Origin of the sequence: Gordonia jacobaea, assembly GCF_965344965.1 — a bacterium.
In the GTDB taxonomy this organism is placed as follows: Bacteria; Actinomycetota; Actinomycetes; order Mycobacteriales; family Mycobacteriaceae; genus Gordonia; species Gordonia jacobaea.
In genome coordinates this window covers 312,554-333,773 of sequence record NZ_CBDRLS010000004.1, presented here as the reverse complement: position 1 = coordinate 333,773, position 21,220 = coordinate 312,554, and the positions used below count along the sequence as shown (strand labels likewise).

Sequence of the window (21,220 nt, the reverse complement as noted above, 5' to 3'; positions counted from 1 at the left end):
GTTTGTTCATGAAGAAACGATTGAGCATTGCGGAGACCGCCGAGTACCTCGGCATCTCAACCAAGACCGTGCGACGCTACATCGCGTCGGGACGCCTCAAAGCCCACCGGCTCGGCCCACGAGTGATCCGTATAGACGTTGAGTCGATTGAGGCTTTGCTTCAGCCGATCGGCAATTGGGAGTCTGGCGGGAGCGTCGGGTAGGCAAGATAGGTCTGACCTCCCAAGCGGCCACCCTCTGGATCGATCCATTCAGGCGACCGCGTCCGTAAAGCGGGTTGCTCAGCCACTCCCGGCAGGGCGGGCGGCGACCAGATTGCCAAATACTGTGGAAGGTGTTGAGTCCAAGCAAGGCAACCAAGCTCGCGTCGGTATCCATCGGCAAGCTGAAACCGTAGGCTGCTTCGCATGGACGCGACCCTATGCATAGCCCAAGATCCGGCCGCAGACGAACTGCTGTCAACCGACCCATTCGCACTGCTCACCGGCATGTTGCTCGATCAACAGTTTCCGATGGAACGTGCCTTCGCCGGACCCGCAAAGATCCGGGACAGGTTCGGTTCGCTCGATCCCGAAGCGATCGCCGACGCCGAACCAGAGGCCTTCGCCGACCTGTGCGCCACACCGCCCGCCATCCACCGTTACGGCCGCTCGATGGCCGGCCGGGTGCAAGCGCTCGCCCGCGTCATCGTCGACGAGTACGACGGGGACACCGCGCGGCTGTGGACAACGGCAACGACCGGCAAAGAACTGTTCGACCGCATCCGCGCGCTGCCCGGGTTCGGCGATCAGAAGGCGAAGATCTTCACGGCACTACTCGCAAAGCAACTCGACGTCGCCCCGCGAGGCTGGACCACGGTCGTCGGCGACTACGGTAAGAAGGGATTTCGCTCGGTCGCAGACGTGACCGACCCCGACTCACTGCAGAAGGTTCGGGACTTCAAGAAGGCCGCCAAGGCAGCGGCGAAAGCAGGCGATCAGGCGTCGTCGAAAGGCTAGGGTGTCGTGGTGGTCGAAGAACGTGGCACCGACGCCGACATCGTGCCTGTGGACATCCGCTCGGCCGTCGACCTGCCGTTCCGCCTGGGATTCGCGATAGCAGGTGTGGCACTGACCGCCGCGGAATCGGCGGTCACCATTGCGCGAGTGACCGCGACGAGTGTCCAGCACGAGATCGGACAGGCCATCGGTGTCTCCGGCGCCGAACTCGGCGGCGCACGCGCTCCGCTCGCGCTGCTTGCTCAACTGAGCGATCTGATGTCGCCCGACCGCCCACTTGGCAGGCTTATCGCGCCGGGAGGTCCGCTCGAGCGGCTGGTGACGCCCGGCGGCGTCGTCGATCGCCTCACCGCCAAGGACGGACTTCTCGAGAAGTTGACGGCCCCGGGCGGGATCTTCGACCAGATCACCGACGAGAACGGCATCCTGGTCCGGCTCACCGCCAAAGACGGGCCACTCGACCGGCTCACCCGAGAGGGCGGAGTCGTCGACCAGTTCACCGAGAACGAGGGCATCCTCGAGCGCCTGACGTCCGAGGGTGGGATCGTCGACCAGCTCACCGCTCCCGGTGGCGTGCTCGAAAAGGCGACAGAGCCCGGTGGCGTCCTCGACCGGCTCGCGGCCGACGGCGGTCTTCTCGACCAGCTCGTCGGCGAGAACGGAGCGGTCGAGCGAGCTATCACGCCCGGCGGCACGCTCGATCGCATCACCGAACTGACCGAGGTCATCGCAACGCTCGCACCGAATCTCATCGCGATGCAAGACACCGTTCACGAACTCGCAGAGACCGTCGACCTTCTCAACCAGACGGTGGCACCGCTCGGCGGGCTCGCCGACCGGCTGCCGAAGCGGCTCACACGTGGCTCGCGGAATTCCCTTCCGAGCGGCCACGATCCATCGCGGGCGCCGCACGACCAGCTCTGACGCCGCTGGTCCTGACGGCGTCGAGCTGGTCTATCGCTTCGGACAGCAATGTCAGGTAGTCGTCGACGTCGGGAGCGATTTCCGGCGACGTCGTCACCGAGATGGTGACTCGATCGGCGATTCCGTGCACGCCGTGCGTCAGCCCCTGCACAGGAGAGAGCGCAGGGAATCCCGTTGTCGCGAGGACGGGTCTGCCATCGAGCATGAGGTCGCCCGCACCACGGTTCACCGACGACACGACGGTGACTCCGGTGATGCGCTCGGGAACTGCCGTCGGGTCGAAATGGCCGATGCCCCAACGAGTCAACGCGGCGGGAGTCGCGGCGGTGGCCGCACGCGACGCGACGCGCGCCGGGTCCTCGTCGGCGCGGCGGGCGGCGTCGATCTCGCCGGCGATCAGGCGAGCCCGCTGCGCAAGATCCCGCTCGTCGACGTGGAGGTCGACGCCGACGTTGCGGAAGTTGTTGCGGCGAGAGCCTTTCCGGAGGAAGTTGTCGCGTGACGGCCGCTTTGAGTTCCTCGCAACGGTGAGCTCGACAACGAGGCGGCCGTCTGGGTCACCGAGGAACGTCGGCAACGCCAGCGAAATCGCAACCAACGCGCCGACGGTGACACCACGATCACCGATGCGCAGAGCATCACGCTCGACGGTGAGCGTGCGCAGGGTTCGGCCCGTGCCCGGTGCACGGTTCAGCCGCGAGAGCGGCACTCCTGCGGCCTGTTGCGGTGGAGCCGCCCGATATCGTTGCCAGGCAACGAATCCGCGGGCGATCATCCACGCGAACTGCGCGGGTAGACGCGCCGCACCGATGACCGCACCGGCGACGCGCAACGTCGAATCCGGAAGTGCGCGTATCGGATACGCGCGGTTCGCCCGTATCGGCGCCGCTGGTCCGAAGAGGTCGCGTGTGATCGCCGCGGTGCGTCGACCGTCCCCGAGCGCGTGTGAGACCTGCAGGGCGACGACGACCCCGGCACGAACGCCGCCGCTCGGACCGGCAGAGGCGTCAGAAACCTCGACGCCAGAGTGCTCGGTTCCCGGAACGCCCGACACGTGAGCGAAAAGATGTACCCGCCAAGCCATCTCAGCCAGATCGAGCTGCTCGGACATCCGGTCCGCCAAGATGGCCAGGCAGTCCTCCCAGTTGCGCTCGGCGTCGTGGACGACGAACTGACTCGGCAGAATGTCGGCGTGCACCCAGTAGGGCCGATCGAGAGTGAACGGGATGTCGAGGACGCGCAGGCTCAAGTCTGCGACGCCCGCCGCCCTCGTCGCGATCCACGCTGCGAGTTCACCGGCGTCGCCCGGACGGTCGTCGGCGAAGACGTAGACGACGAACTGGTCGTTGGGGATGATCGGTGCCATCCAATACGGCACCACATCCGCGGCCGACATCCGTTCCATCCGGCGAGACCCGGTCAGCTCGTGGGTGTTTCGAAGTGGACGAGACCCTGGACGTGCACGTCAGAACCGTCCACAGCCGACCGGATCAGCTCGATCTCGGGTCCGAGCACGGCGGCGACCTCGTCGTAGGAGTAGGTCGGAGGAGCCGTCACGGTGACCCTGATGAGTTTGCGACCCCTGTCGTCGAGAGCCTTGGCCGAGACGTCGTCGAACATCGTGTGTGTCGCGAGGTCGGCGGCGACCGCGTTCGCGATCAGTTTGGGTGCGACGACCAGGTCGCCGTCGTCGTTGCTGCCTGCGAGTTCGAGGTCGTCGACCTTGCTCGGGCGAATGGCCGTGGAGATCAGTGACCATCCCCAGATCAATCCGATGAGGACGATCCCGAACAGCACCAACGTCCACCAATCGGTGCCGTCGAGGCGTGCCGGCCAGCCCGAATCGAGGTGGTCGGCCCACTCCCGAACCTTGGGCACGTCGAGTTGCCACAGCACTGCACCCACTCCGACGACGAGGCAGATCAGACCGATCAGCCCTGCCGTTATCCGATGAAATGACGCGGGTCCGCGGTTCATCGCGATGCCCCCTTCTTGTGTCGGGTGACAACCTTGAGCTTCACGCGCAACGGCTTCTCCAACGACGCCGCGACACCATCGAGCGTGTCGTGCAGCGCCGCCTCGTCGACCTCGGAGTCGGTGGTCACGAGCACCTTGGCGCGCCGTCGTCCGACGACCGTGGTCGCATGTTCGACGCCCGGCACCGACAGCGCGGCCGTGCTGAATCGGCGTGCAACATCGCCTCGTCGAGTCCACAGAACCTCGAAATCGCCGAGACTGACGTGCGTGCGCCTGCGCGGTGCCAATGCCGTCCACAGCAGGAGAAGGCCGACGATGATGAAACCGATTGCGGCAGCCCACATCCAGTCCTGCCACGTCGCGCCGTCGAGCCAGTCGGCAGCGGCCTGAAGCCACCGGGTGCCCGAGATCCAACCCACTTCGACGAGCAGGTCGTGGATGGCGACCGCGACCAATGCAAGCAGTAGGACGCCGATGATCACCCCGGACACAACGGATTTCGGCCCTGCCGAGGGATTGAAGACCTTGCCCTTGTGCGTGTCAGCGGTATGAGCGCGGATCACGGCGCGTACATCCTTGCCTTCTGCGTGCTTACCTTCTGGGGTCTTGGCCTCTGGCGTGGCGTCCGGCGCGGCCGTGCTCATGACTCCTCCTCGCTGGGTTTGGTGTCCTGGTCTCGATCGCTGTTCTGGTCCACACGATCCGGCGAATCCCCGGACTCAGCCGACGGATTCGGGATCTCGACGAACCCCGACTGGCGACGCTTTGCCTGCGTGGCCGTCACGATCTCGGCGACCGTCACATCGACGCGTCCGGGACGCACTCCGGTCAGTCGGGTGACCTCGGCGGCGACGTGATCACGAACCTCCGCGCACACCGCGGCAACCGCACACGGCCACTGCAGTGAGATGGTGAGCTTGATGACCGGCGCGGTCTGTGACATGTCGGTCGACGCGGACGGATAGCCGCCCGCAAGCGGGTTGAGCGAATTCAGTACCGACGCACCCTTGCCGTCGGATTCGATCACACCGTCTACCCCGAGTGCGGCCCGCTCGGCAATCTTCTCGCCGACGCGGTCGTCGAGAATCAGACTGCCGCGCGCCCCTGGGTCGGTCGAGTCGGCGGCCTCTGGAGACAGTGCGGGCGCTGCCGTGCCGACCGCCGACTTGCCTAGGTCGCCGCGGGTGACGGTGACTGCATCAGCCACGGTTCCGACTCTTCAGCACATGGCCGAGATCGAGCACACCGTCGCGGTGCAGCCCGATGACCAGTCCCACCGCTCCGAGGACGATGGCCAGGATGAAGCCGGTGAAGCCTCCGGTCGTTGCCGCGATTGCGAGGAGCAATCCGACAATGAGACCGACGACAGCGTTGTTACTCATCGTTGTTCACCTCTGTTGATCGAGTTGGATTTGCCTGCGCCGATGTACTCCCGACGGGAATGTCGCGAACGGGAATGTCGCCAACGGGGATCTCCCCTGCGGCCGTATCCCCGCCTGATGTGCTCTCGGGGGCGTCGTGGGACTCGGCGGGTCCCACCGAAACGTCCTCGACGACGACAGAGACCGGCACGCCTGCTGCTTGCGACGCGGCAGTGACGACGTCGTCGGCGACCGCGCGCAGGTCGTGGTTGATGTCGACGATGATGTGCACCTCGCCGGAGTCGTCGGACATGCGCACACCGCTCACCCGGCTTCCGGGCAGATAGGTGGCTACCTCGCCGAAAACTCCGGCGTGCAGACCCGTGACGCCAGGCACCGCCTGCGCAGCCGCGGCGACCTGCTGCGCAACCGATCCCGCTTGCGAGGACTCGGATTGCGAAGACTCAGACATCACTGGACCCGCGGCGTGCTCGACGAGTCGTCGTCGTCATCGTCGCCGAAGTGGATGTCGTGCACGGTGACATTCACCTCCGTCACTTCGAGACCGGTCATCTGCTCGATCGAGGTGATCACGTTGCGTCGGATGGCTGCTGCGAGTTGGTGAATAGCGACGCCGTAGTCGGCGACGATCGAGACGTCGACGGCGGCCTGCCGCTCCCCGACCTCGACGTTGATGCCCTGTGTGGTGCTGGTGCCCGTGCCCGGGATCACCTCGCGGACCTTGCCGACCATGCGCTCGGTCGCGCCGCCCACGTCGTAGACGCCGTTGATCTCGCGGGTCGCGATGCCCGCGATCTTGGCGACAACCTGGTCGGCGATCGACGTCTTGCCGCGCTCTCCGGCGGGCGCCACCTTCTTGGAGGCATCAGCCAGTGCGACGGCGCTGCTCTTCGCGCCCTCGGTGCCGGTGGTGCCCGACTGGTTGGTTGCGGTTCCTGTGGCTGCGTTCTCGGCCATGACGCTCCTCTTTCCTCATTCTCGTCCCATGTGGACGGTCAGACGACGGGTCCCGACGACCTCGAACGCTCGCGCCGACCTTTCGGCGCGCCGTCCGGCGGTAACCGGGACGGGGGCGATGACGGCGGGATCTTTGACCCGCTTCCTCATCGCGCCCGTATAAGGTCAGTCGTAGTGAATCCGATATCTGCACGCGTGAATTCGCGTGACGCCGGACACAGTGACGAGTCACCTACAGCGGCGGGCCGACACACGGGCGCGCCGGGTCCGACGCTGCGCTCCGCACCCGGTCCGTCAGCGCCCGCTCCTGCCGCTGCGTTGAGCGACTTCTCCGAGGATGAACTCGCTGCCGCTGCGGCAGCAGGCGACGCCGAGGCGTTCTCGGTACTCGTCGCAAAACTCTCGCCCTCGCTGCTGCGCTACCTACGCCGCATGGTCGACGATCCGCAGACCGCCGAGGATCTGGCGCAGGACACACTCCTCGACGCATGGCGCGGACTACCCGACTTCGCTTTTCGCAGTTCGTTCAAGACGTGGATGTTCGGGATTGCGCATCGCAGAACCGTCGACCACTGGCGTCGACGCCGAGACATTCCGACCGCGGAAGAACGGTTCGCCGACCTCACCGACCCTCATCCCCTCCCTGCCGACGACGTGCTGCACACATCTCTCGTCGATGCGCTGCGTCGAGAATTGACGACACTTCCGGAGACATCGCGCGCCGTATGGTGGCTGCGAGAAGCCGAGGGACTCTCACTCACCGAGATCTCACGGGTCTTGCAGATCTCTGTCGGCTCGGTCCGCGGGCACCTACAACGAAGTAGGCGGTACCTCGCGACCCGCCTTGCCCCCTGGCGGCCCGACGCGACCAACGACGAGCAAGCCAGCACAGGCACGACCAGCACAGGGGCGGGTCCGATGAGAGGAGGACAACGATGACGCGAACAGGCAGGACGACCCGCGGCGCGGGTTCTCCCGGCACCGAATTCGACGACCGCTACGAGATTCTGGACGACGACTCCGACGAGACCGACGCCTGGCTGGTGGAGGCCAGCCGCCGACTCGAGGAGCCCGACCGTGACATCGCGCAGCTGATCTCCTCGATCACGGGAAAACTCGGTCGGGTACGACGCAACGGCCGCCTCCTCGACACCGATGAGAGCACGGTGCGTGTCAACGACCGCGTCGTCAAACAACTGCTCGCCACACGCATCCGACATACGCTCGGCCGACTCGTCGTGCTGGTGGAACTCGACGGCCCCGACGGCATCGAGGCCACCCACAGCGCCGAGAGCACCGACGGCCAGCAAGCAGAGGGCAGCCCGAAAAACGGAGTCAGCCGGGTGCGTATCGGACTCATCGCCCGCTACCACGACGATCTCGTCGCCGATTCCGATCGCGTACGCGAGGTCGTCGCAACCGTGCTCGCGTCCGTTCTCGGCCCCTCGACCACCACGACCGCACGCCAACACATCGACGTCCGGTGGCAGGATCTGTACACCAGGAATTGGATCGACTGACCCCGGGCATGCGCGTGTTTTTCTCTCGCGAGTGGCACGAGCGTCTATATGCTGAGCGCGACGGGTTTCTTCGTCACGACCGTCACAGGGAGCGCTGCGTTCTGGGCAATCCCGTTCTAGGTAGTCCCGTTGTAGGGAAAACTGCTCTTTAGGCAGTGCTGCTGCGTCATCGAGATTGCTGCGTCACACGAGATATCTGCGGGGGCCGACGCCGACAGAAAGGTCGACATGGCGGACGAAGACACTGGTTCGGACGAGGTAGCCGCACAGAAGCCGACAGCGGAGAAAGAAGGGGTGACCGGCGACACGGCTGTCGACGATCCCGGTTCGCCGACCTGGGCACTGCCTCGAGGAACGGTGGTGCTGCTGACCATCGCGGGCATCGTTGTCGCGGTCTTGGGTATCAAATCGATCGGATCGATCGTCGGGCCCGTGTTCCTCGGTTTGATCATGACTGTCGCTGTCGCACCGGTACCCGGCTGGTTGCGGCGCAAGGGCTGGCCCAAGTGGGCGGCGTTCCTCGCGACGGTCCTACTGGTCTACGGGATCATCCTCGGACTCTTCGGTTCGGTCATCTACTGCGTCGCACGGCTCGCGACGATACTTCCCCAGTACAGCGACAAGTTCAACGACCTCATCGACGATGTCCAGAAAGCACTGTCCGACCACGGCATCGGAGAAGACAAGGTCAACGACATGCTCTCGCATATCGACGCGGGCAAGGTGTTCGACGTCGTCGGCGACGTCGTGTCGAGCACGGCGAACGCGGCGTCGGCCCTCATCCTGGTGCTCACCGTCCTGCTGTTCATGGCCGTCGATTCGATCAACGCCGACGAGCGTTACGACGTTCTGAAGAAGGTTCGCCCCGACGTGGCGCACGCATTCCAGACGTTCGCCTCGGGCACGCGAAACTATCTCGTCGTCTCGACGGTGTTCGGCCTCATCGTGGCCGTGTTGGACACCGGCGCCCTGTGGCTGATGGGCATTCCGCTACCGCTGCTATGGGGCCTGCTCTCGTTCATCACCAACTACATCCCGAATATCGGCTTCGTTCTGGGAGTCATCCCGCCCGCGATCCTGGCGCTCCTCGACGGAGGCTGGACCCTCGCGCTGTGGGTGATCGTCGTCTACTCGGCGATCAACTTCGTGATCCAGTCGGTGATCCAACCCAAGTTCGTCGGCGACTCCGTCGGCCTCACCACGACGGTCACGTTCTTGTCGCTGATCTTCTGGGCCTGGGTGATCGGTCCGCTCGGTGCGCTTCTCGCCATCCCGCTGACGCTGCTGTGCAAGTCGCTCCTGATCGACATCGATCCGTCGACCCGCTGGGCCGACGTGCTGGTCTCCTCGGGCCGACCGACCACCGACGAGGTCGAGGACGCGCGACGGCACAATGATCGGGAGGAACGAATCCGCGAGGCAGAGGAGCAGACGCTGCGTGCGGGCGACGGCGGCGAGAGCACGGCCTGAGACAGGGTCATCTGCAGGTCACCGATCTGACCACACCGGCTCTCGCTTGGCGAGAAAGGCCGTCATGCCCTCCTGCGCATCGCACGTCATCGCGTTGGTGGCCATCGTCGAACTCATCGAGCGGTACGCCTGCGGCTCGGACTCGTCGATCTGCCGGTAGAAGGCACGCTTGCCTATCGCCAGGGTCGACGCGCTCGACGACGCGATCTGCAGCGCGAGATCGCGAACAGCGGCGTCGAGAGCATCGGGTTCGACGACGTCGTTGACCAGTCCCCAGTCCGCGGCTGTCGCTGCGTCGATCGGTTCTCCGGTGAGCAGCATTTTCATCGCCCGCTTGCGTCCGATCGCCCTGGTCAGGGCAACCATCGGGGTCGAGCAGAACAACCCGATCCGTACTCCCGGCGTGCTGAACGAGGCAGTCGTGGACGCCACCGCGAGGTCACAGGTGGCCACCAACTGGCAACCTGCCGCGAAAGCCGGCCCGGCGACCTGCGCGATCACCGGTTGGCGGATCTCATGAATGGTCGTCATCAGCTCGACACACGTCGCGAAGACCGCTTCCTCGTCGTCGAGCGTTCTGTCGACGAGTTCAGTGAGGTCGTGTCCAGCGGAGAAGGCCGGCCCTTCTGCTCGAACGACGACCACCCGCACGCCCTGGTCCCTATCGAACTCGCGCAGCGCGGTTGTGGCTGCCTGCATCGTCGACGTCGACAGGGCGTTGCGTCGACGCGGATCGGTCAGCGTGAGGTAGCCGATCGGTCCGTCGTGAGACACGGTGACCGTCGTGGAATTGATTTCCGACATTTCGCCCTCATTTCTCTACACGCATTATTGAGCAACTCGACGATATCTGTGCGCCGGACCACAATATGGAGGTGATCTGTCTCACAGTATAGGCGACCGCTAAACTCGCTAAATAACACAGCAAAACGCCGCAGTGCGCAGGCATTTCACATGAAAATGTCAGATTTATCTTCGCTAATCCTCGCTGCGCAGGTCAGAAAGTCGATGTGACCTTTCCGTGATCACTCCGTAAGGTCGCCGTTGGTCCAAATTCGAGTCACCCGACACCCACTCAATTCGTCCTTACCGGGTGACTGATAGGAGGAACAATGACCACGCGGATGAAGAAGACCGCCCTTCGTGCCGGAATCATCGGCGCGCTCACACTTGCTCCGTTCGGCGTCGCGACCGCGACCGCCTCCGCAGACGGACACGACTGGGATGCCGTCGCCAACTGCGAGAGCAGCGGCAACTGGGCAACCAACACCGGCAACGGCTACTACGGCGGCCTGCAGTTCTCGCAGAGCACCTGGGAGGCCAACGGCGGTAGCGGCAGCGCGTCCAACGCGTCGCGCGACGAGCAGATCCGCGTTGCGGAGAACGTGCTCGCAACTCAGGGACCGGGCGCATGGCCCGTGTGCGGCCAGTACCTCTGATCCTGAGGTCTGCCCACCTGCTGTGAGGACCTGATCGGTTCTACGGTTCTGTAAACGCCCCGCGATTCTGCGGACGCCCGTGGTGTACCACGCGCGTTTGCCAGATCGCGGGGCGTTTGCGCGTCCGACAGCACGCCAGCCACCGTCAAGGCGGCTACGATTCGCGACATGGATGCCGGGCACGGGTCGTCGGAGAGCACTCATCACGTGTCCGACGCCGACCATTCGACGCTGTCGATGTCACTGCTGATGACGCCCGACATGGCCAACTTCACCGGAAACGTCCACGGTGGCACGCTGCTCAAACTGCTCGACGAGGTCGCCTACGCGTGCGCGAGCAGGTACTCACGTCGATACGCGGTCACGTTGTCGGTCGATCGCGTCATCTTTCGTGAACCGATACGCGTGGGCGAATTGCTCATTCTCTCGGCCTCGATCAACTACACCGGGCGTACCTCGATGGAGGTCGGTATCAGGGTCGAGACCGAGAACATCCATACCGGGATTCGCCGCCACACCAACAGTTGCTACTTCACCATGGTCAGCATGGGCGACGACGGACGTCCGCACGAGGTGCCACCTCTCACGCCCGAGACCGACGACCAGAAACGACGCTTCGCCGAGGCAGAACTCCGCCGCGCCGCTCTGCGCTCCGCGCGCGACGGATGACCGCGACGGCCGCCGACAGCACCACCATCGAACGTACGGTGCCCAGCGGTTGACGCTCACTGCGAGTGGCCATAGCGTCGAAGCCAGGTCGGGTCGTAGGGAACACCGACCACCAGCCCTCAGGTTGTAGCCCCCAACCCGAGCCCCCAGCCCTGGCGGTGATCAATGCACCACAGCAGAACCGAGAACAGCACGCGATGAGAGTCGCGCTGTTCGCAACCTGCTTCAACGACACGATGTGGCCGAACACCCCACGGGCAACCGTGCTGCTGCTCGAACGCCTCGGTATCCGAGTCGAGTTCCCCGTCGAGCAGACATGCTGCGGGCAGATGTTCACCAACACGGGCTACGCCGACGAAGCCATTGGCGGTGTACGACAGTTCGTCGACGTCTTCTCCGGATACGACGCGATCGTCGCCCCGTCGGGGTCGTGTATCGGATCGGTCCGCCACCAACATGCGGCAGTTGCCGCGCGAACCGGCGACACCCGGCTATGCCTCGAAGTCGACGAGATCACACCACGATTCTTCGAACTCAGCGAGTTCCTCGTCGACGTCCTCGGCGTCACCGATGTCGGTGCCTACTTTCCCCACCGGGTCACCTACCACCCGACGTGTCACTCCCTACGGATGCTGCGCGTCGGCGACAAACCACTTCGGTTGCTGCGCAACGTACGTGGCATCGACCTCGTCGACCTGCCTGCCGCCGACCAGTGTTGCGGCTTCGGGGGCACCTTCGCGATGAAGAACGCCGACGTCTCGGTGGCGATGGGGGCAGACAAGTCCAGGCATGTCCGCGACACCGAGGCCGAAGTTCTTGTCGCCGGGGACAATTCGTGCCTTGCGCATATCGGAGGGCTCCTATCCCGCGAACGGGCGGGTGTACGCACCATGCACCTCGCAGAAATCTTGGCGTCGACCGAGGAGCACCCGGCATGAGCGAGACCGTTGAGTCCGATCGGCACGCCGAGCAGGAAGCGTTGGGCCGGCACGGTTTCGGGCTCGGACATCCGCACGTCGGGGTGACCGCGACATTCGTCGGGATGCCGAAGTTCCCGAAGGCCGCCCGTCACGAACTTGCGAATACCGTCCAGCGCCGCAATCTCGAACACGCGACGTCGACCATCCGGCACAAGCGCGCAGCGGTTGTCGACGAACTCGCCGATTGGGAGGAGTTGCGGCTCGCGGCGGAGGCGATCAAGAACCGCACGCTACGCCACCTCGACGACTACCTGTTGGAGTTCGAAGAGAAGGCGACGGCCGCTGGCGCACAGGTGCATTGGGCGCGCGACGCGGACGAGGCCAACCGCATCGTCGTCGAGCTGGTCCGCGGCACCGGCGCCTCGGAAGTGGTCAAGGTCAAGTCGATGGCCACCCAGGAGATCGAACTCAACGAGGCGCTTGCAGCCGCCGGCATCGATGCCTGGGAGACCGATCTCGCCGAACTGATCGTACAACTCGGCAACGATTGGCCGAGTCATATCCTCGTGCCGGCAATCCATCGAAATCGCAGTGAAGTCCGCGAGATCTTTCTGCAGAACATGGCGAAGGTGGGACGTCCCGCGCCCGACGACCTGACCGAAGAGCCTGCGCGACTGGCCGAAGCGGCACGAGTGCATCTGCGTGAGAAGTTCCTGCGCGCCAAGGTCGGCATCAGCGGAGCCAACTTCGCGATCGCCGACACCGGGAGCCTCGTCGTCGTCGAATCCGAGGGCAATGGACGTATGTGCCTGACGCTGCCCGAGACGCTCATCTCCGTGGTGGGCATCGAGAAGATCCTGCCGACGTGGGCCGACCTCGAAGTATTCCTGCAGGTACTTCCCCGCTCCAGCACCGGCGAACGCGAGAATCCGTACACGTCGGTGTGGACAGGCGTCACCCCGGGCGACGGTCCGCAGAACGTACACATCGTCCTCCTCGACAACAACCGCACCGGCGTCTTGGCCGACGAGGTCGGGCGCGCCGCGCTGCGCTGCATTCGGTGCTCGGCGTGCCTCAACGTGTGTCCGGTGTACGAGCGCACCGGCGGGCACGCCTACGGCTCCGTCTACCCGGGTCCTATAGGCGCGATTCTCACGCCCCAGCTCCGCGGCACAGCGTCGAAGATCGATCAATCGCTCCCCTACGCGTCGAGCCTGTGCGGCGCATGCTTCGACGTGTGTCCGGTCCGAATTCCCATACCCGACATACTCGTTCATCTGCGCACCCGCGTCGTCGACGAACATCGGAAGGGGCTACCGACCGCCGAGGCCGCAGCGATGAAAGCCATGGAGAAGGTCTTCGCCGATCACCGCAGACTCGAGGCCGCCCAGAAAGCTGCGACGGTGAGTCACCGCTTCTTCGGCAACCGGCGCACGCTCGGCGCGCTGCCCTGGCCGATGACTCCGTGGTCGAGTGCGCGTGACACCCCGGTTCCACCCGCTGAGACGTTCCGCGAGTGGTGGAAACGCGAGCGCGACAACACTTCTGGAGATGAAGCACGATGACCGCCGCCCGTGAGGAGATCATCGGTCGGGTCCGCGCGGCCCTGGCCGACGTACCTGTCGACGACGTCACACCCGTCGACTGGGCCTACGGCCGACCCTCGAGCACAGGCGATCTCGGCCTCGTCGACCGATTCGCCGAGCGTGTTGCCGACTACAAGGCCGTCGTCGAACGCGTCGATTCAGCGCACCTATCGGATCACGTGAGCGTCCTGCTGGAGAACCTCGACGGTCCGGTCATCGCCGACGCCGTCGTCCGCGACCTGCTGTCTGGGGTAGACCCGGTGTGGCTGTCCGATGACGATCTCTCCCCCAGTGAACTCGACGCCGCGTCGGCGGTGATCACCACCGCGGCGGTCGGCATTGCCAACACCGGCACCATCGTGCTCGATCACAGTGCGGGACAAGGTCGTCGGGCCGTGTCACTCGTACCCGATGTTCACCTCTGCATGATCCGCACCGATCAGATCGTCAGCGACGTTCCCGAAGCAGTGGCCCGCCTGATCGAGCAGGGTTCGGCGACCCGCCCCCAAACCTGGATCAGCGGACCGAGCGCGACGAGCGACATCGAACTCGACCGCGTGGAGGGCGTCCACGGCCCGCGAACTCTCCACGTCATCATCGTCGAGGCGTAGTGGCCGGCAGCGAGATCGGTTCCTGCCCGGAATCCATGGCCGGTCGCGGCGGTTGGTACTAGGCATGTCGCCAGATACGCGAAAGATCCGTTTCGGAGTCAACCTGTTGGGAACCGGCACGGGCGATCAGTTCCGTGCGCAGGTGCAAGCAGTCGCCCATTCCGGCGCCGACGTCGTTCTCGTACCCGACCACCTCGGCCTCATCGGGCCGATGCCAGCACTCGTCGCGGCTGCCGCGCAGGCACCGGAGCTGCGGATCGGAAACTTCGTACTCAACGCGCCCTTCTACAGCCCCGCGCTGCTCGCGCGCGACCTCGCAACCGTCGATCAACTCAGCGGTGGGCGCCTCGAGATCGGTCTCGGAGCAGGCTATGTGAAAGCCGAATTCGACGCCGCGGGAATCCCGTTCGGCCGTCCCGGCCAACGAGTCGATCATCTCGAGGAGGTCGTCGACCATCTGCACGTCGCCTTCGACGATCCCGCGCAGGCGCCGCCGTTCGTCCAGCCGCATCCGCCGATCATGGTCGCGGGGATCGGTGACCGCGTGCTCTCGCTCGCCGCACGCAAGGCCGACATCGTCGCGTTCTCCAACCTGCCGACCGAAGACGTGCTGGCCGACCGCGTCGCCCATGTCCGCACCGAGGCCGGTGAGCGCTTCGACGCACTCGAACTCAACGTGATCGTCTTCGACCTGGCCGTCGGGCGCGATCCCGACGTCACCGCGCTGCGCGGGGCCAACCCGGACCTCGACGACGCCGCACTCCGCGGATCGGTGAATATCCTCCACGGCAGCGCTGCGGAGGTCGCCGACAGGATCAACCACCTCAACGAGACCGCCGGGATCTCGTACTTCACGTTCATCGAACCCTCGGAAAAGGATCTCGAGGCACTCTCCGAGGTGATCGGTCTCGTGCGGAGCTGACCGGTCAGTCGATGAGTCCCTGACGACGCGCGCTGGCAACGGCGGCGGTCCGGGAGCCGACGCCGAGCTTGGTGAAGATGTGCACCAGGTGCGACTTCACCGTCATCTCGCTCACGTGCAGCGCCTTCGCGATCTCGCGGTTGCTCCGGCCCGTCGCCACCTGTGCGACGACGTCGATCTCGCGTGGCGTCAGCACGGTGTCGGGCGTGGCACGCACCCGCGTCAACAGTCGGGTCGCGACCGACGGCGACAGCGCACTCTCCCCCGCCGCCGCCGCGCGGATCGCGGCCAGCAGTTCCGCGGGTGCGGTGTCTTTGAGCAGATACCCGCTCGCCCCTGCCTCGATGGCGGCGAGAATGTCGGCGTCGGTGTCGTAGTTCGTGACGACGAGAAGATGCGGCGCCCGCGGCAGGCCGTGAATCCTCCGCGTGGCCTCCACCCCCGACATCCCCTCTCCAAAGCGGAGATCCATCAGGACGACATCGGGTTGCGGGGATCGGTCGGTGTCGGCGCACCAGGCCACCGCATCGTCGGCCTTCGCCACCTCGCCGATGACGTCGATATCAGCGGCGTTGGCGAGCAACGCCGACAACCCGGCCCGCACGATCGGATGGTCGTCGGCAAGAAGTACCCGGATCACCGGCCGCTCTCCTGTACCGACCGCGCGGCAGCAGGCGCCACGGTGGGAATTGACACGGCAGGAAATGACACGGCAGGAAATGACACGGCAACGGTGGTACCCCCGTCGTCGGAGGTGATGTCGACCTGCCCGCCGAGAGAGTCGACGCGTCGTCGAATAGTGGTGAGCCCGTATCCCTCCGACGCATCGGCCGGGAAACCCGTTCCGTCGTCGACGATGTCGAGGTGCACCTCGTCGGCGGTGTACGTGAGGGTGAGGTGCAGCGTGCCTGCACGAGAATGGCGGACCACATTCGACACCGCGCCCTGTGCCACGCGGACCAGCGCCGCCTCGGTGGGCATGGCGAGTGGTTGGGCGTCACCCTCGATGAGCACGCTGACGTTGATGCCGTGTCCGGACGCGTCCGCGGCGACTCGTCGAAGTGCATCTGCCAGCGAGGCGCCGTCGAGCGGCGCCGGCGACAGCTCAGCGATCAGGCGTCTGGTCTCGGTCAGTGCGTCACCAGCAGCGTTGCGCGCCAACGCGATCGACGACGCCGCTTGTTCTCCGGTCGACTGTTCGGCCGCGTGCAACAGGAGTTGGATACTCGACAGGCTCTGCGCGACGGTGTCGTGGATTTCGGCAGCGAGCCGTTCACGTTCCTCGGCCCTGCCGATGGCCTGTTGCTGATCGCTGAGATCGGCTCGCGCAGCGACCAATTCGTCGATGAGTCGCTCACGCTGTCGTGCCTCGGCAAAGAGCTGTGCGTAGCCCGCGGAGATCACGACGGCAACACCTGCACCGAGGACTGGTCCGATGATCGCGGCTGCCGACCATCCGTTGTGCATCGCGTAACCGACCACCGCGACACCGGTCGCCAATGTGACGGCCACCAAGCCGATGCGTCGACCGAGCAGGTGCAGGTACAGGAAGAACAGGACGAAGACGAGATACGTGGCCTCCGCGGTGAGGGCCAGTTCGACCAGCCACACCGCGGTGAGTACGGCCAGCCACACCAGCGCACGCCGACGATTGCGCACCATGAGACCGCCCGCGAAATAGACCGCGAGCCAGACCGCAGCGACGATCGCCGCCACGACGTCGGTCGGAGTCGCGATCAACGCGCGCACCATCACCACCACCGTCAGCGCGACGGCGAGCAGGTGCAGACCCCACCGCAACGCAGCGACAACGGGGGTGAGTGGGGACGGGTGCATGTCGTTCAACGATAGCCGCGCTCGGTCTCCGCGCATCCATCGAAAGGAGGAGAGGGCACGTACGGAGGACGGAACCGATGCCATCCCGACAGGCGACGCGCGGGCGGCGTGTGCGGCCGAGCATGAAGTTGTCACCACACATCGACGCTGCGCTCCGGACGATCACAAGGGTCTCGGGTACGCAGCGACGGAAAGGACTTCTCGATGTTTGTCGCGCTTCGCGACCTGCGGCGCGCCCGTGGACGGTTCGCCTTGATAGCGCTCGTCGTCGTGCTCGTTGCCGTACTCGTCACGTTCCTCAGCGGACTCACCGCGGGCCTACGCCACCAGAACATCTCGGCGGTGCAGCACCTTCCGGGCAACTCGGTGGTGTTTTCAGACACCGGAACCGCGCCGTCTTTCGACGAATCCTCGCTCACCGCAGCACAACTGGGCGCTTGGCGCACGGCGCAACCCGACAGTGTCGGAGTCGGGATATCACGGGCGAGGATAGCGCCATCCACCGCGCCCGACTCCCCCGTGCCCGTGGCGCTCATCGGTACCGACCGCGAATCACCTACACCGGGGAGCGTCGAGTTGAGTTCGTCGGTGGCAGAAACGCTGCACGCTAGTGCGGGCGCTCGCGTCGAACTCGGCGGTCGACCGTTCACGGTTGCGCAGATCGTCGGCGACGACTGGTACGCACACAGTCCCGTCGTGTATCTCTCGCTCGACGATTGGCAGCAGTTGTCACCGCATGCCGGCGCCGCCACGGTTGTCACCTTCACGGCGTCGAACGGTGCTGACACATCGGTCGCACGGGCGACACAGACGACGGTCACGAGTTCCGACGATGCGCTCTCGGCGCTGGCGTCCTACAAGGCCGAGAACAGTTCACTCACGTTGATGACCATCATGCTGTTCGTGATCTCGGCGTTGGTGATCGGTGCCTTCTTCACGGTGTGGACGGTGCAGCGCATCCCCGACATCGCGGTCCTCAAGGCGCTGGGTGCGTCGACCGGTTCACTCGTGCGCGATGCGCTGGGGCAGGCCGCGATGGTGCTCGTCGTCGGGGCCGCGATCGGAACGGCTATCACTGCCCTGGTCGGTGGATTCCTCGGCGGAATACCGTTTGTGCTGACCACGTCCACGACCCTCCTGCCCGCTGCCGCCATCATCGCGCTCGGCCTGATAGGCGCCGCACTGGCGCTCCGATTCCTTGTCACCACTGATCCACTGACCGCACTGGGAGGTGCTCGATGAGCACTATCGTATCGACCAAACCTGTTCGCGCCCTTGATATGTCTGCAGTGACGCTGACCTTTCCCGACGGCTCCGGGCGTGTGCGAGCGCTCGACGATGTCAGCCTCGCGGTAGCGCCCGGCGAGATCGTCGCGATCACCGGACCGTCGGGTTCTGGGAAGTCGAGCCTGCTCGCCGTTGCGGGCAGTCTGATCCGGCCGGATTCGGGGCGCGTTTCGGTTGCGACCCGGTCCGGTGACACCATCGAATTGAGTGGCCTCTCCCGTAGGGAGGCCGCGCGTGCTCGTCGCGAGCACCTGGGCTTTGTGTTCCAACAATCCAATCTCATCGCGTCGCTGACCGCGGTCGAACAGTTGGAGGTCACCGCTCATCTCGGCCAGCGATGGTGGTCGGGACCGAGCCGACGCCGCGACGTGCGTGAGCGCGCCCGACTACTGCTCGACCAGGTCGGGTTGGCCGATCAGTCGCACAAGCTTCCCGCTCAGCTCTCCGGCGGCCAACGTCAGCGCGTCAACATCGCGCGCGCACTCATGAACACGCCGTCGCTCCTGCTGGTCGACGAGCCGACGTCAGCGCTCGACTCGGCACGCGGTGCCGCGATCGTCGAACTGCTCGCCGAGATGACGCGGACCCACGGCGCGGCGTGCGTTCTGGTCACCCACGATCCGACGCACCTCGACCGGATGGACGCCGTCTACGAGATGGTCGACGGACGACTGCGGAGAGTGACCGGCGATCAGGACAATCAGGACGTGGAACCGGGCGTCGGGTCGTCGGAAGCGGGACCGTCATCGCTCAACGGCGTGGGGCTTGCGTCGTTGCGCGGGACAGCGATGTCGAGTGCACTCACCGCGATGCCGTAGGGCAGAAAGCGGACCCGACGGGTGGGATCGGTGTTGTGTTGGTTTGCCCGCAGGGCGTCGAGTTCGTTCGCGAAGACCTGCTCGACGCGTGCGCCGCCGTCGGCGTCGGTGACGAAGACCGCCCAGACGCCCGAGCCGGACTTTCCGGTCGTCTCCGGTTCGGGTGCCGCACGGCGCGCGGGCTGCTCGAAGACGGTCGACCACGCCACTCCCGACGACGGTGAACCGAGGAACTTGCCCACCATGTCGCGCAGGCCGTCGCCGGCCTCGCGTGCGAATCGATCGAAGTCCTCCGGATCAATGCCGAATGGATTGTTGCCTGCCATCGTCTACCTCCCTGCGAGCACCCGGGGAACACCGGACTGCCCTCCAGTGTGGCGACGATGCCGGTTGCGCGCCACAACCCACCGCTGATCGAGCTACCCCTCGCTGATCGAGCTGCCCCCCGCTGATCGAGCCGACCCCCTCGCTGATCGAGCTGCCCCCCTCGCTGATCGAGCTGCCCCCCCGTTGATCGAGCTTGTCGAGATCACCCGCCGACCGAGCCCCACCCGCCGATCGGGCCCCACCCGCTGATCGAACTTGTCGAGATCACCCACCGATCGAGCCCCACCCCGCTGATCGAGCTGCCCCCGCTGATCGAGCTTGTCGAGATCACCGCGGCGCGAGCGCCTCGATCGTCCAGGAGAGGTCGCCCGTGGTCAGCGTGGAGCGCAGCCGGACGTCGAAGGCGGAGTGGAGCAGCTTCCAGACCTGGCGGGCCTGGGGAAGGTCGATCGATTTGTAGTGCGACACCACGATCTCGCCGGTCGGGGCGAGCCACCCCTCCTGCAGGCGGCGGACTGTCGCCAGCGGATCCGGGAGGTAGTAGAGCATCTCGGAGAATACGATCGCGTCGAACCGCGTCTGCGAGGCCGTCGGATCGACATCATCCGGGGTAAACGTGCTGGCGTCGGCTTGCACGAACGCAGCGCGGTCGAGCCCCTTCGCACGAGCCTTTTCGACGGCATCCTCAGCGGCGTCGACTCCGAGGAACTCGGTGTAGTGCGCGGGCGAGAGACGCTGCGCCAACAGCCCTTCGCCGCAGCCGAGTTCGAGCACACGGGGTCGGGGCGTGGTCCGCAGACAATATCCGGCGACGACGTGGAAGCGCGGAGCCTCCTGCTCGTTGGCGAGGTAGTCCCAGTCGCCGCTGCGGTATTCGTCGTCGCAATCGGCGACGCCGTGTGCCGACGTGTACGGCCGCAGATAGCTCGAGACGAGTCCCACGCCGCGGGCCGCCTGCTTCCGCGCACCGCCGACAATTCCCTCGCGCGCCGCACCCATCGCCAGCCCTGCCTTCGTTTGTAGGACAAATCCGACGAAATGCTACCGGTCATCTAGGCGCGACGGATGTGTGCGGCGCCACAGGATCGCGCTCACCAGCGGTAATCGAGGAACTTTCCGTCGAAGGTGACCACCACGCGGTCGCCGTCGGGGTCGGGCCTCCTGGCGATGTCGACCTTGAAGTTGATGGCGCTCATGATGCCGTCACCGAACTCCTCGTGGATGAGCTCTTTGAGCGCGGGACCGTACACCGCGAGCGCCTCGTAGAAGCGGTAGATCGTGGGGTCGGACGTCAGTTCGTCGTCGCGCGTCCGAGCGGGCTGTAGCCGAAGGCTCTCTGCGACGCCCTCACCGAGACCGAGTATCTCGCAGACGATTTCGGCCTTCTCCGCAGGTACAGGATGCTTGCCGAGTAGCGCGGCAACGGTCCACACAAGTGGCGCCTCGATGCGCTCGGCGATCTCGGCCCACGTCAGACCGGCACGCAGTCGCGCTGCGACGATGAGTTCGGCGGCGTCGGATTTGGACATGATCGGTGGGTTCAACGGTCGCTCCCTTGTTGGTGATATGGATGGTTG

General features: G+C 65.5%; 27 protein-coding genes. 14 read left to right on the top strand and 13 right to left on the bottom strand.

Annotation, left to right across the window (positions count from 1 at the left end; all coding sequences use genetic code 11):
• Positions 1-8 precede the first annotated feature (8 nt).
• From ACRVY7_RS15690 to ACRVY7_RS15680, 3 genes are all read left to right on the top strand, one after another.
• Positions 9-203, top strand: coding sequence for a helix-turn-helix domain-containing protein (locus ACRVY7_RS15690; protein ID WP_431817720.1), 195 nt, complete (start codon positions 9-11; stop codon positions 201-203).
• Positions 204-407: 204 nt separating this feature from the next.
• Entirely contained in the window at positions 408-998 is a 591-nt protein-coding gene (locus ACRVY7_RS15685) for an HhH-GPD-type base excision DNA repair protein (RefSeq protein ID WP_431817719.1), read from the top strand.
• Positions 999-1,007: 9 nt separating this feature from the next.
• A complete protein-coding gene (locus ACRVY7_RS15680; RefSeq protein WP_270486790.1) occupies positions 1,008-1,922 on the top strand; it encodes a hypothetical protein in 915 nt (304 codons plus the stop codon).
• Here the strand turns inward: ACRVY7_RS15680 and ACRVY7_RS15675 are convergent.
• From ACRVY7_RS15675 to ACRVY7_RS15645, 7 genes are read right to left on the bottom strand one after another with little or no spacing between them, the layout of a single operon-like run.
• Positions 1,852-3,327, bottom strand: coding sequence for a WS/DGAT domain-containing protein (locus ACRVY7_RS15675; protein WP_431817718.1), 1,476 nt, complete (start codon positions 3,325-3,327; stop codon positions 1,852-1,854). The genes ACRVY7_RS15680 and ACRVY7_RS15675 overlap by 71 nt on opposite strands.
• Positions 3,328-3,341: 14 nt before the next feature.
• Positions 3,342-3,899 carry an Asp23/Gls24 family envelope stress response protein gene (locus ACRVY7_RS15670; protein WP_049698495.1) on the bottom strand — a complete coding sequence of 186 codons (558 nt, stop codon included), beginning with the start codon at positions 3,897-3,899 and terminating at the stop codon, positions 3,342-3,344.
• Positions 3,896-4,543, bottom strand: coding sequence for a DUF6286 domain-containing protein (locus tag ACRVY7_RS15665; RefSeq protein ID WP_431817717.1), 648 nt, complete (start codon positions 4,541-4,543; stop codon positions 3,896-3,898). Before ACRVY7_RS15665 ends, ACRVY7_RS15670 begins: the two co-directional genes overlap by 4 nt.
• Entirely contained in the window at positions 4,540-5,106 is a 567-nt protein-coding gene (locus ACRVY7_RS15660) for an Asp23/Gls24 family envelope stress response protein (RefSeq protein WP_431817716.1), read from the bottom strand. Before ACRVY7_RS15660 ends, ACRVY7_RS15665 begins: the two co-directional genes overlap by 4 nt.
• Positions 5,099-5,281, bottom strand: a complete 183-nt coding sequence (locus ACRVY7_RS15655) for a DUF2273 domain-containing protein (protein WP_049698497.1) — start codon at positions 5,279-5,281, stop codon at positions 5,099-5,101. The genes ACRVY7_RS15660 and ACRVY7_RS15655 overlap by 8 nt, the downstream gene beginning before the upstream one ends.
• A complete protein-coding gene (locus tag ACRVY7_RS15650) occupies positions 5,274-5,732 on the bottom strand; it encodes a hypothetical protein (protein WP_431817715.1) in 459 nt (152 codons plus the stop codon). The genes ACRVY7_RS15655 and ACRVY7_RS15650 overlap by 8 nt, the downstream gene beginning before the upstream one ends.
• Positions 5,732-6,238, bottom strand: a complete 507-nt coding sequence (locus ACRVY7_RS15645) for an Asp23/Gls24 family envelope stress response protein (RefSeq protein WP_064870370.1) — start codon at positions 6,236-6,238, stop codon at positions 5,732-5,734. The genes ACRVY7_RS15650 and ACRVY7_RS15645 overlap by 1 nt, the downstream gene beginning before the upstream one ends.
• A gap of 318 nt (positions 6,239-6,556) precedes the next feature.
• Between ACRVY7_RS15645 and ACRVY7_RS15640 the strand changes: the two genes are divergently transcribed.
• From ACRVY7_RS15640 to ACRVY7_RS15630, 3 genes are all read left to right on the top strand, one after another.
• Positions 6,557-7,177, top strand: a complete 621-nt coding sequence (locus ACRVY7_RS15640) for an RNA polymerase sigma factor (protein ID WP_231894285.1) — start codon at positions 6,557-6,559, stop codon at positions 7,175-7,177.
• The gene (locus ACRVY7_RS15635) at positions 7,174-7,758 is read left to right on the top strand and encodes a hypothetical protein (protein WP_431817714.1); all 585 of its coding nucleotides are present in this window, start codon (positions 7,174-7,176) and stop codon (positions 7,756-7,758) included. The genes ACRVY7_RS15640 and ACRVY7_RS15635 overlap by 4 nt, the downstream gene beginning before the upstream one ends.
• A gap of 228 nt (positions 7,759-7,986) precedes the next feature.
• Positions 7,987-9,228, top strand: a complete 1,242-nt coding sequence (locus ACRVY7_RS15630) for an AI-2E family transporter (RefSeq protein ID WP_431817713.1) — start codon at positions 7,987-7,989, stop codon at positions 9,226-9,228.
• Positions 9,229-9,246: 18 nt separating this feature from the next.
• On the opposite strand, the gene ACRVY7_RS15625 is transcribed toward ACRVY7_RS15630, so the two are convergent.
• Positions 9,247-10,032: an enoyl-CoA hydratase gene (locus tag ACRVY7_RS15625; protein ID WP_431817712.1), complete on the bottom strand. Its 786-nt coding sequence runs from the start codon at positions 10,030-10,032 to the stop codon at positions 9,247-9,249.
• Positions 10,033-10,340: 308 nt separating this feature from the next.
• Here ACRVY7_RS15625 and ACRVY7_RS15620 point away from each other — a divergent pair, with 308 nt between their 5' ends.
• From ACRVY7_RS15620 to ACRVY7_RS15595, 6 genes are all read left to right on the top strand, one after another.
• Positions 10,341-10,667 (top strand): transglycosylase family protein, encoded by a 327-nt coding sequence (locus ACRVY7_RS15620; RefSeq protein WP_049698503.1) that lies wholly within the window; start codon positions 10,341-10,343, stop codon positions 10,665-10,667.
• A 168-nt stretch (positions 10,668-10,835) separates the two neighbouring features.
• Positions 10,836-11,336: an acyl-CoA thioesterase gene (locus tag ACRVY7_RS15615; RefSeq protein ID WP_049698504.1), complete on the top strand. Its 501-nt coding sequence runs from the start codon at positions 10,836-10,838 to the stop codon at positions 11,334-11,336.
• 197 nt (positions 11,337-11,533) lie between these two features.
• Entirely contained in the window at positions 11,534-12,274 is a 741-nt protein-coding gene (locus tag ACRVY7_RS15610; RefSeq protein ID WP_270486806.1) for a (Fe-S)-binding protein, read from the top strand.
• Positions 12,275-12,378: 104 nt separating this feature from the next.
• Positions 12,379-13,821, top strand: coding sequence for a LutB/LldF family L-lactate oxidation iron-sulfur protein (locus ACRVY7_RS15605; protein WP_431817877.1), 1,443 nt, complete (start codon positions 12,379-12,381; stop codon positions 13,819-13,821).
• Positions 13,818-14,453 carry a LutC/YkgG family protein gene (locus tag ACRVY7_RS15600; RefSeq protein ID WP_431817711.1) on the top strand — a complete coding sequence of 212 codons (636 nt, stop codon included), beginning with the start codon at positions 13,818-13,820 and terminating at the stop codon, positions 14,451-14,453. The genes ACRVY7_RS15605 and ACRVY7_RS15600 overlap by 4 nt, the downstream gene beginning before the upstream one ends.
• Before the next feature lie 64 nt (positions 14,454-14,517).
• Positions 14,518-15,375 (top strand): TIGR03621 family F420-dependent LLM class oxidoreductase, encoded by an 858-nt coding sequence (locus ACRVY7_RS15595; RefSeq protein ID WP_431817710.1) that lies wholly within the window; start codon positions 14,518-14,520, stop codon positions 15,373-15,375.
• Positions 15,376-15,379: 4 nt separating this feature from the next.
• On the opposite strand, the gene ACRVY7_RS15590 is transcribed toward ACRVY7_RS15595, so the two are convergent.
• Entirely contained in the window at positions 15,380-16,015 is a 636-nt protein-coding gene (locus ACRVY7_RS15590; protein WP_431817709.1) for a response regulator transcription factor, read from the bottom strand.
• Complete coding sequence (locus tag ACRVY7_RS15585; protein ID WP_431817708.1) at positions 16,012-17,211, bottom strand: sensor histidine kinase; 1,200 nt, start codon at positions 17,209-17,211, stop codon at positions 16,012-16,014. The genes ACRVY7_RS15590 and ACRVY7_RS15585 overlap by 4 nt, the downstream gene beginning before the upstream one ends.
• 204 nt (positions 17,212-17,415) lie before the next feature.
• On the opposite strand from ACRVY7_RS15585, the gene ACRVY7_RS15580 reads away from it, so the two are divergent.
• Both ACRVY7_RS15580 and ACRVY7_RS15575 read left to right on the top strand, forming a co-directional pair.
• On the top strand, positions 17,416-18,453 hold the full coding sequence (locus ACRVY7_RS15580) for an ABC transporter permease (protein ID WP_431817707.1): 1,038 nt from the start codon (positions 17,416-17,418) through the stop codon (positions 18,451-18,453).
• Entirely contained in the window at positions 18,450-19,316 is an 867-nt protein-coding gene (locus tag ACRVY7_RS15575) for an ABC transporter ATP-binding protein (RefSeq protein WP_431817706.1), read from the top strand. Before ACRVY7_RS15580 ends, ACRVY7_RS15575 begins: the two co-directional genes overlap by 4 nt.
• On the opposite strand, the gene ACRVY7_RS15570 is transcribed toward ACRVY7_RS15575, so the two are convergent.
• From ACRVY7_RS15570 to cynS, 3 genes are all read right to left on the bottom strand, one after another.
• Positions 19,199-19,642 (bottom strand): hypothetical protein, encoded by a 444-nt coding sequence (locus tag ACRVY7_RS15570; RefSeq protein ID WP_156525530.1) that lies wholly within the window; start codon positions 19,640-19,642, stop codon positions 19,199-19,201. The two genes, ACRVY7_RS15575 and ACRVY7_RS15570, sit on opposite strands and share 118 nt — an antisense overlap.
• 328 nt (positions 19,643-19,970) lie before the next feature.
• Positions 19,971-20,642: a class I SAM-dependent methyltransferase gene (locus ACRVY7_RS15565; protein WP_270486816.1), complete on the bottom strand. Its 672-nt coding sequence runs from the start codon at positions 20,640-20,642 to the stop codon at positions 19,971-19,973.
• A 92-nt stretch (positions 20,643-20,734) separates the two neighbouring features.
• Entirely contained in the window at positions 20,735-21,187 is a 453-nt protein-coding gene (gene cynS / locus ACRVY7_RS15560; protein ID WP_005207731.1) for a cyanase, read from the bottom strand.
• Between the last annotated feature and the right edge of the window lie 33 nt (positions 21,188-21,220).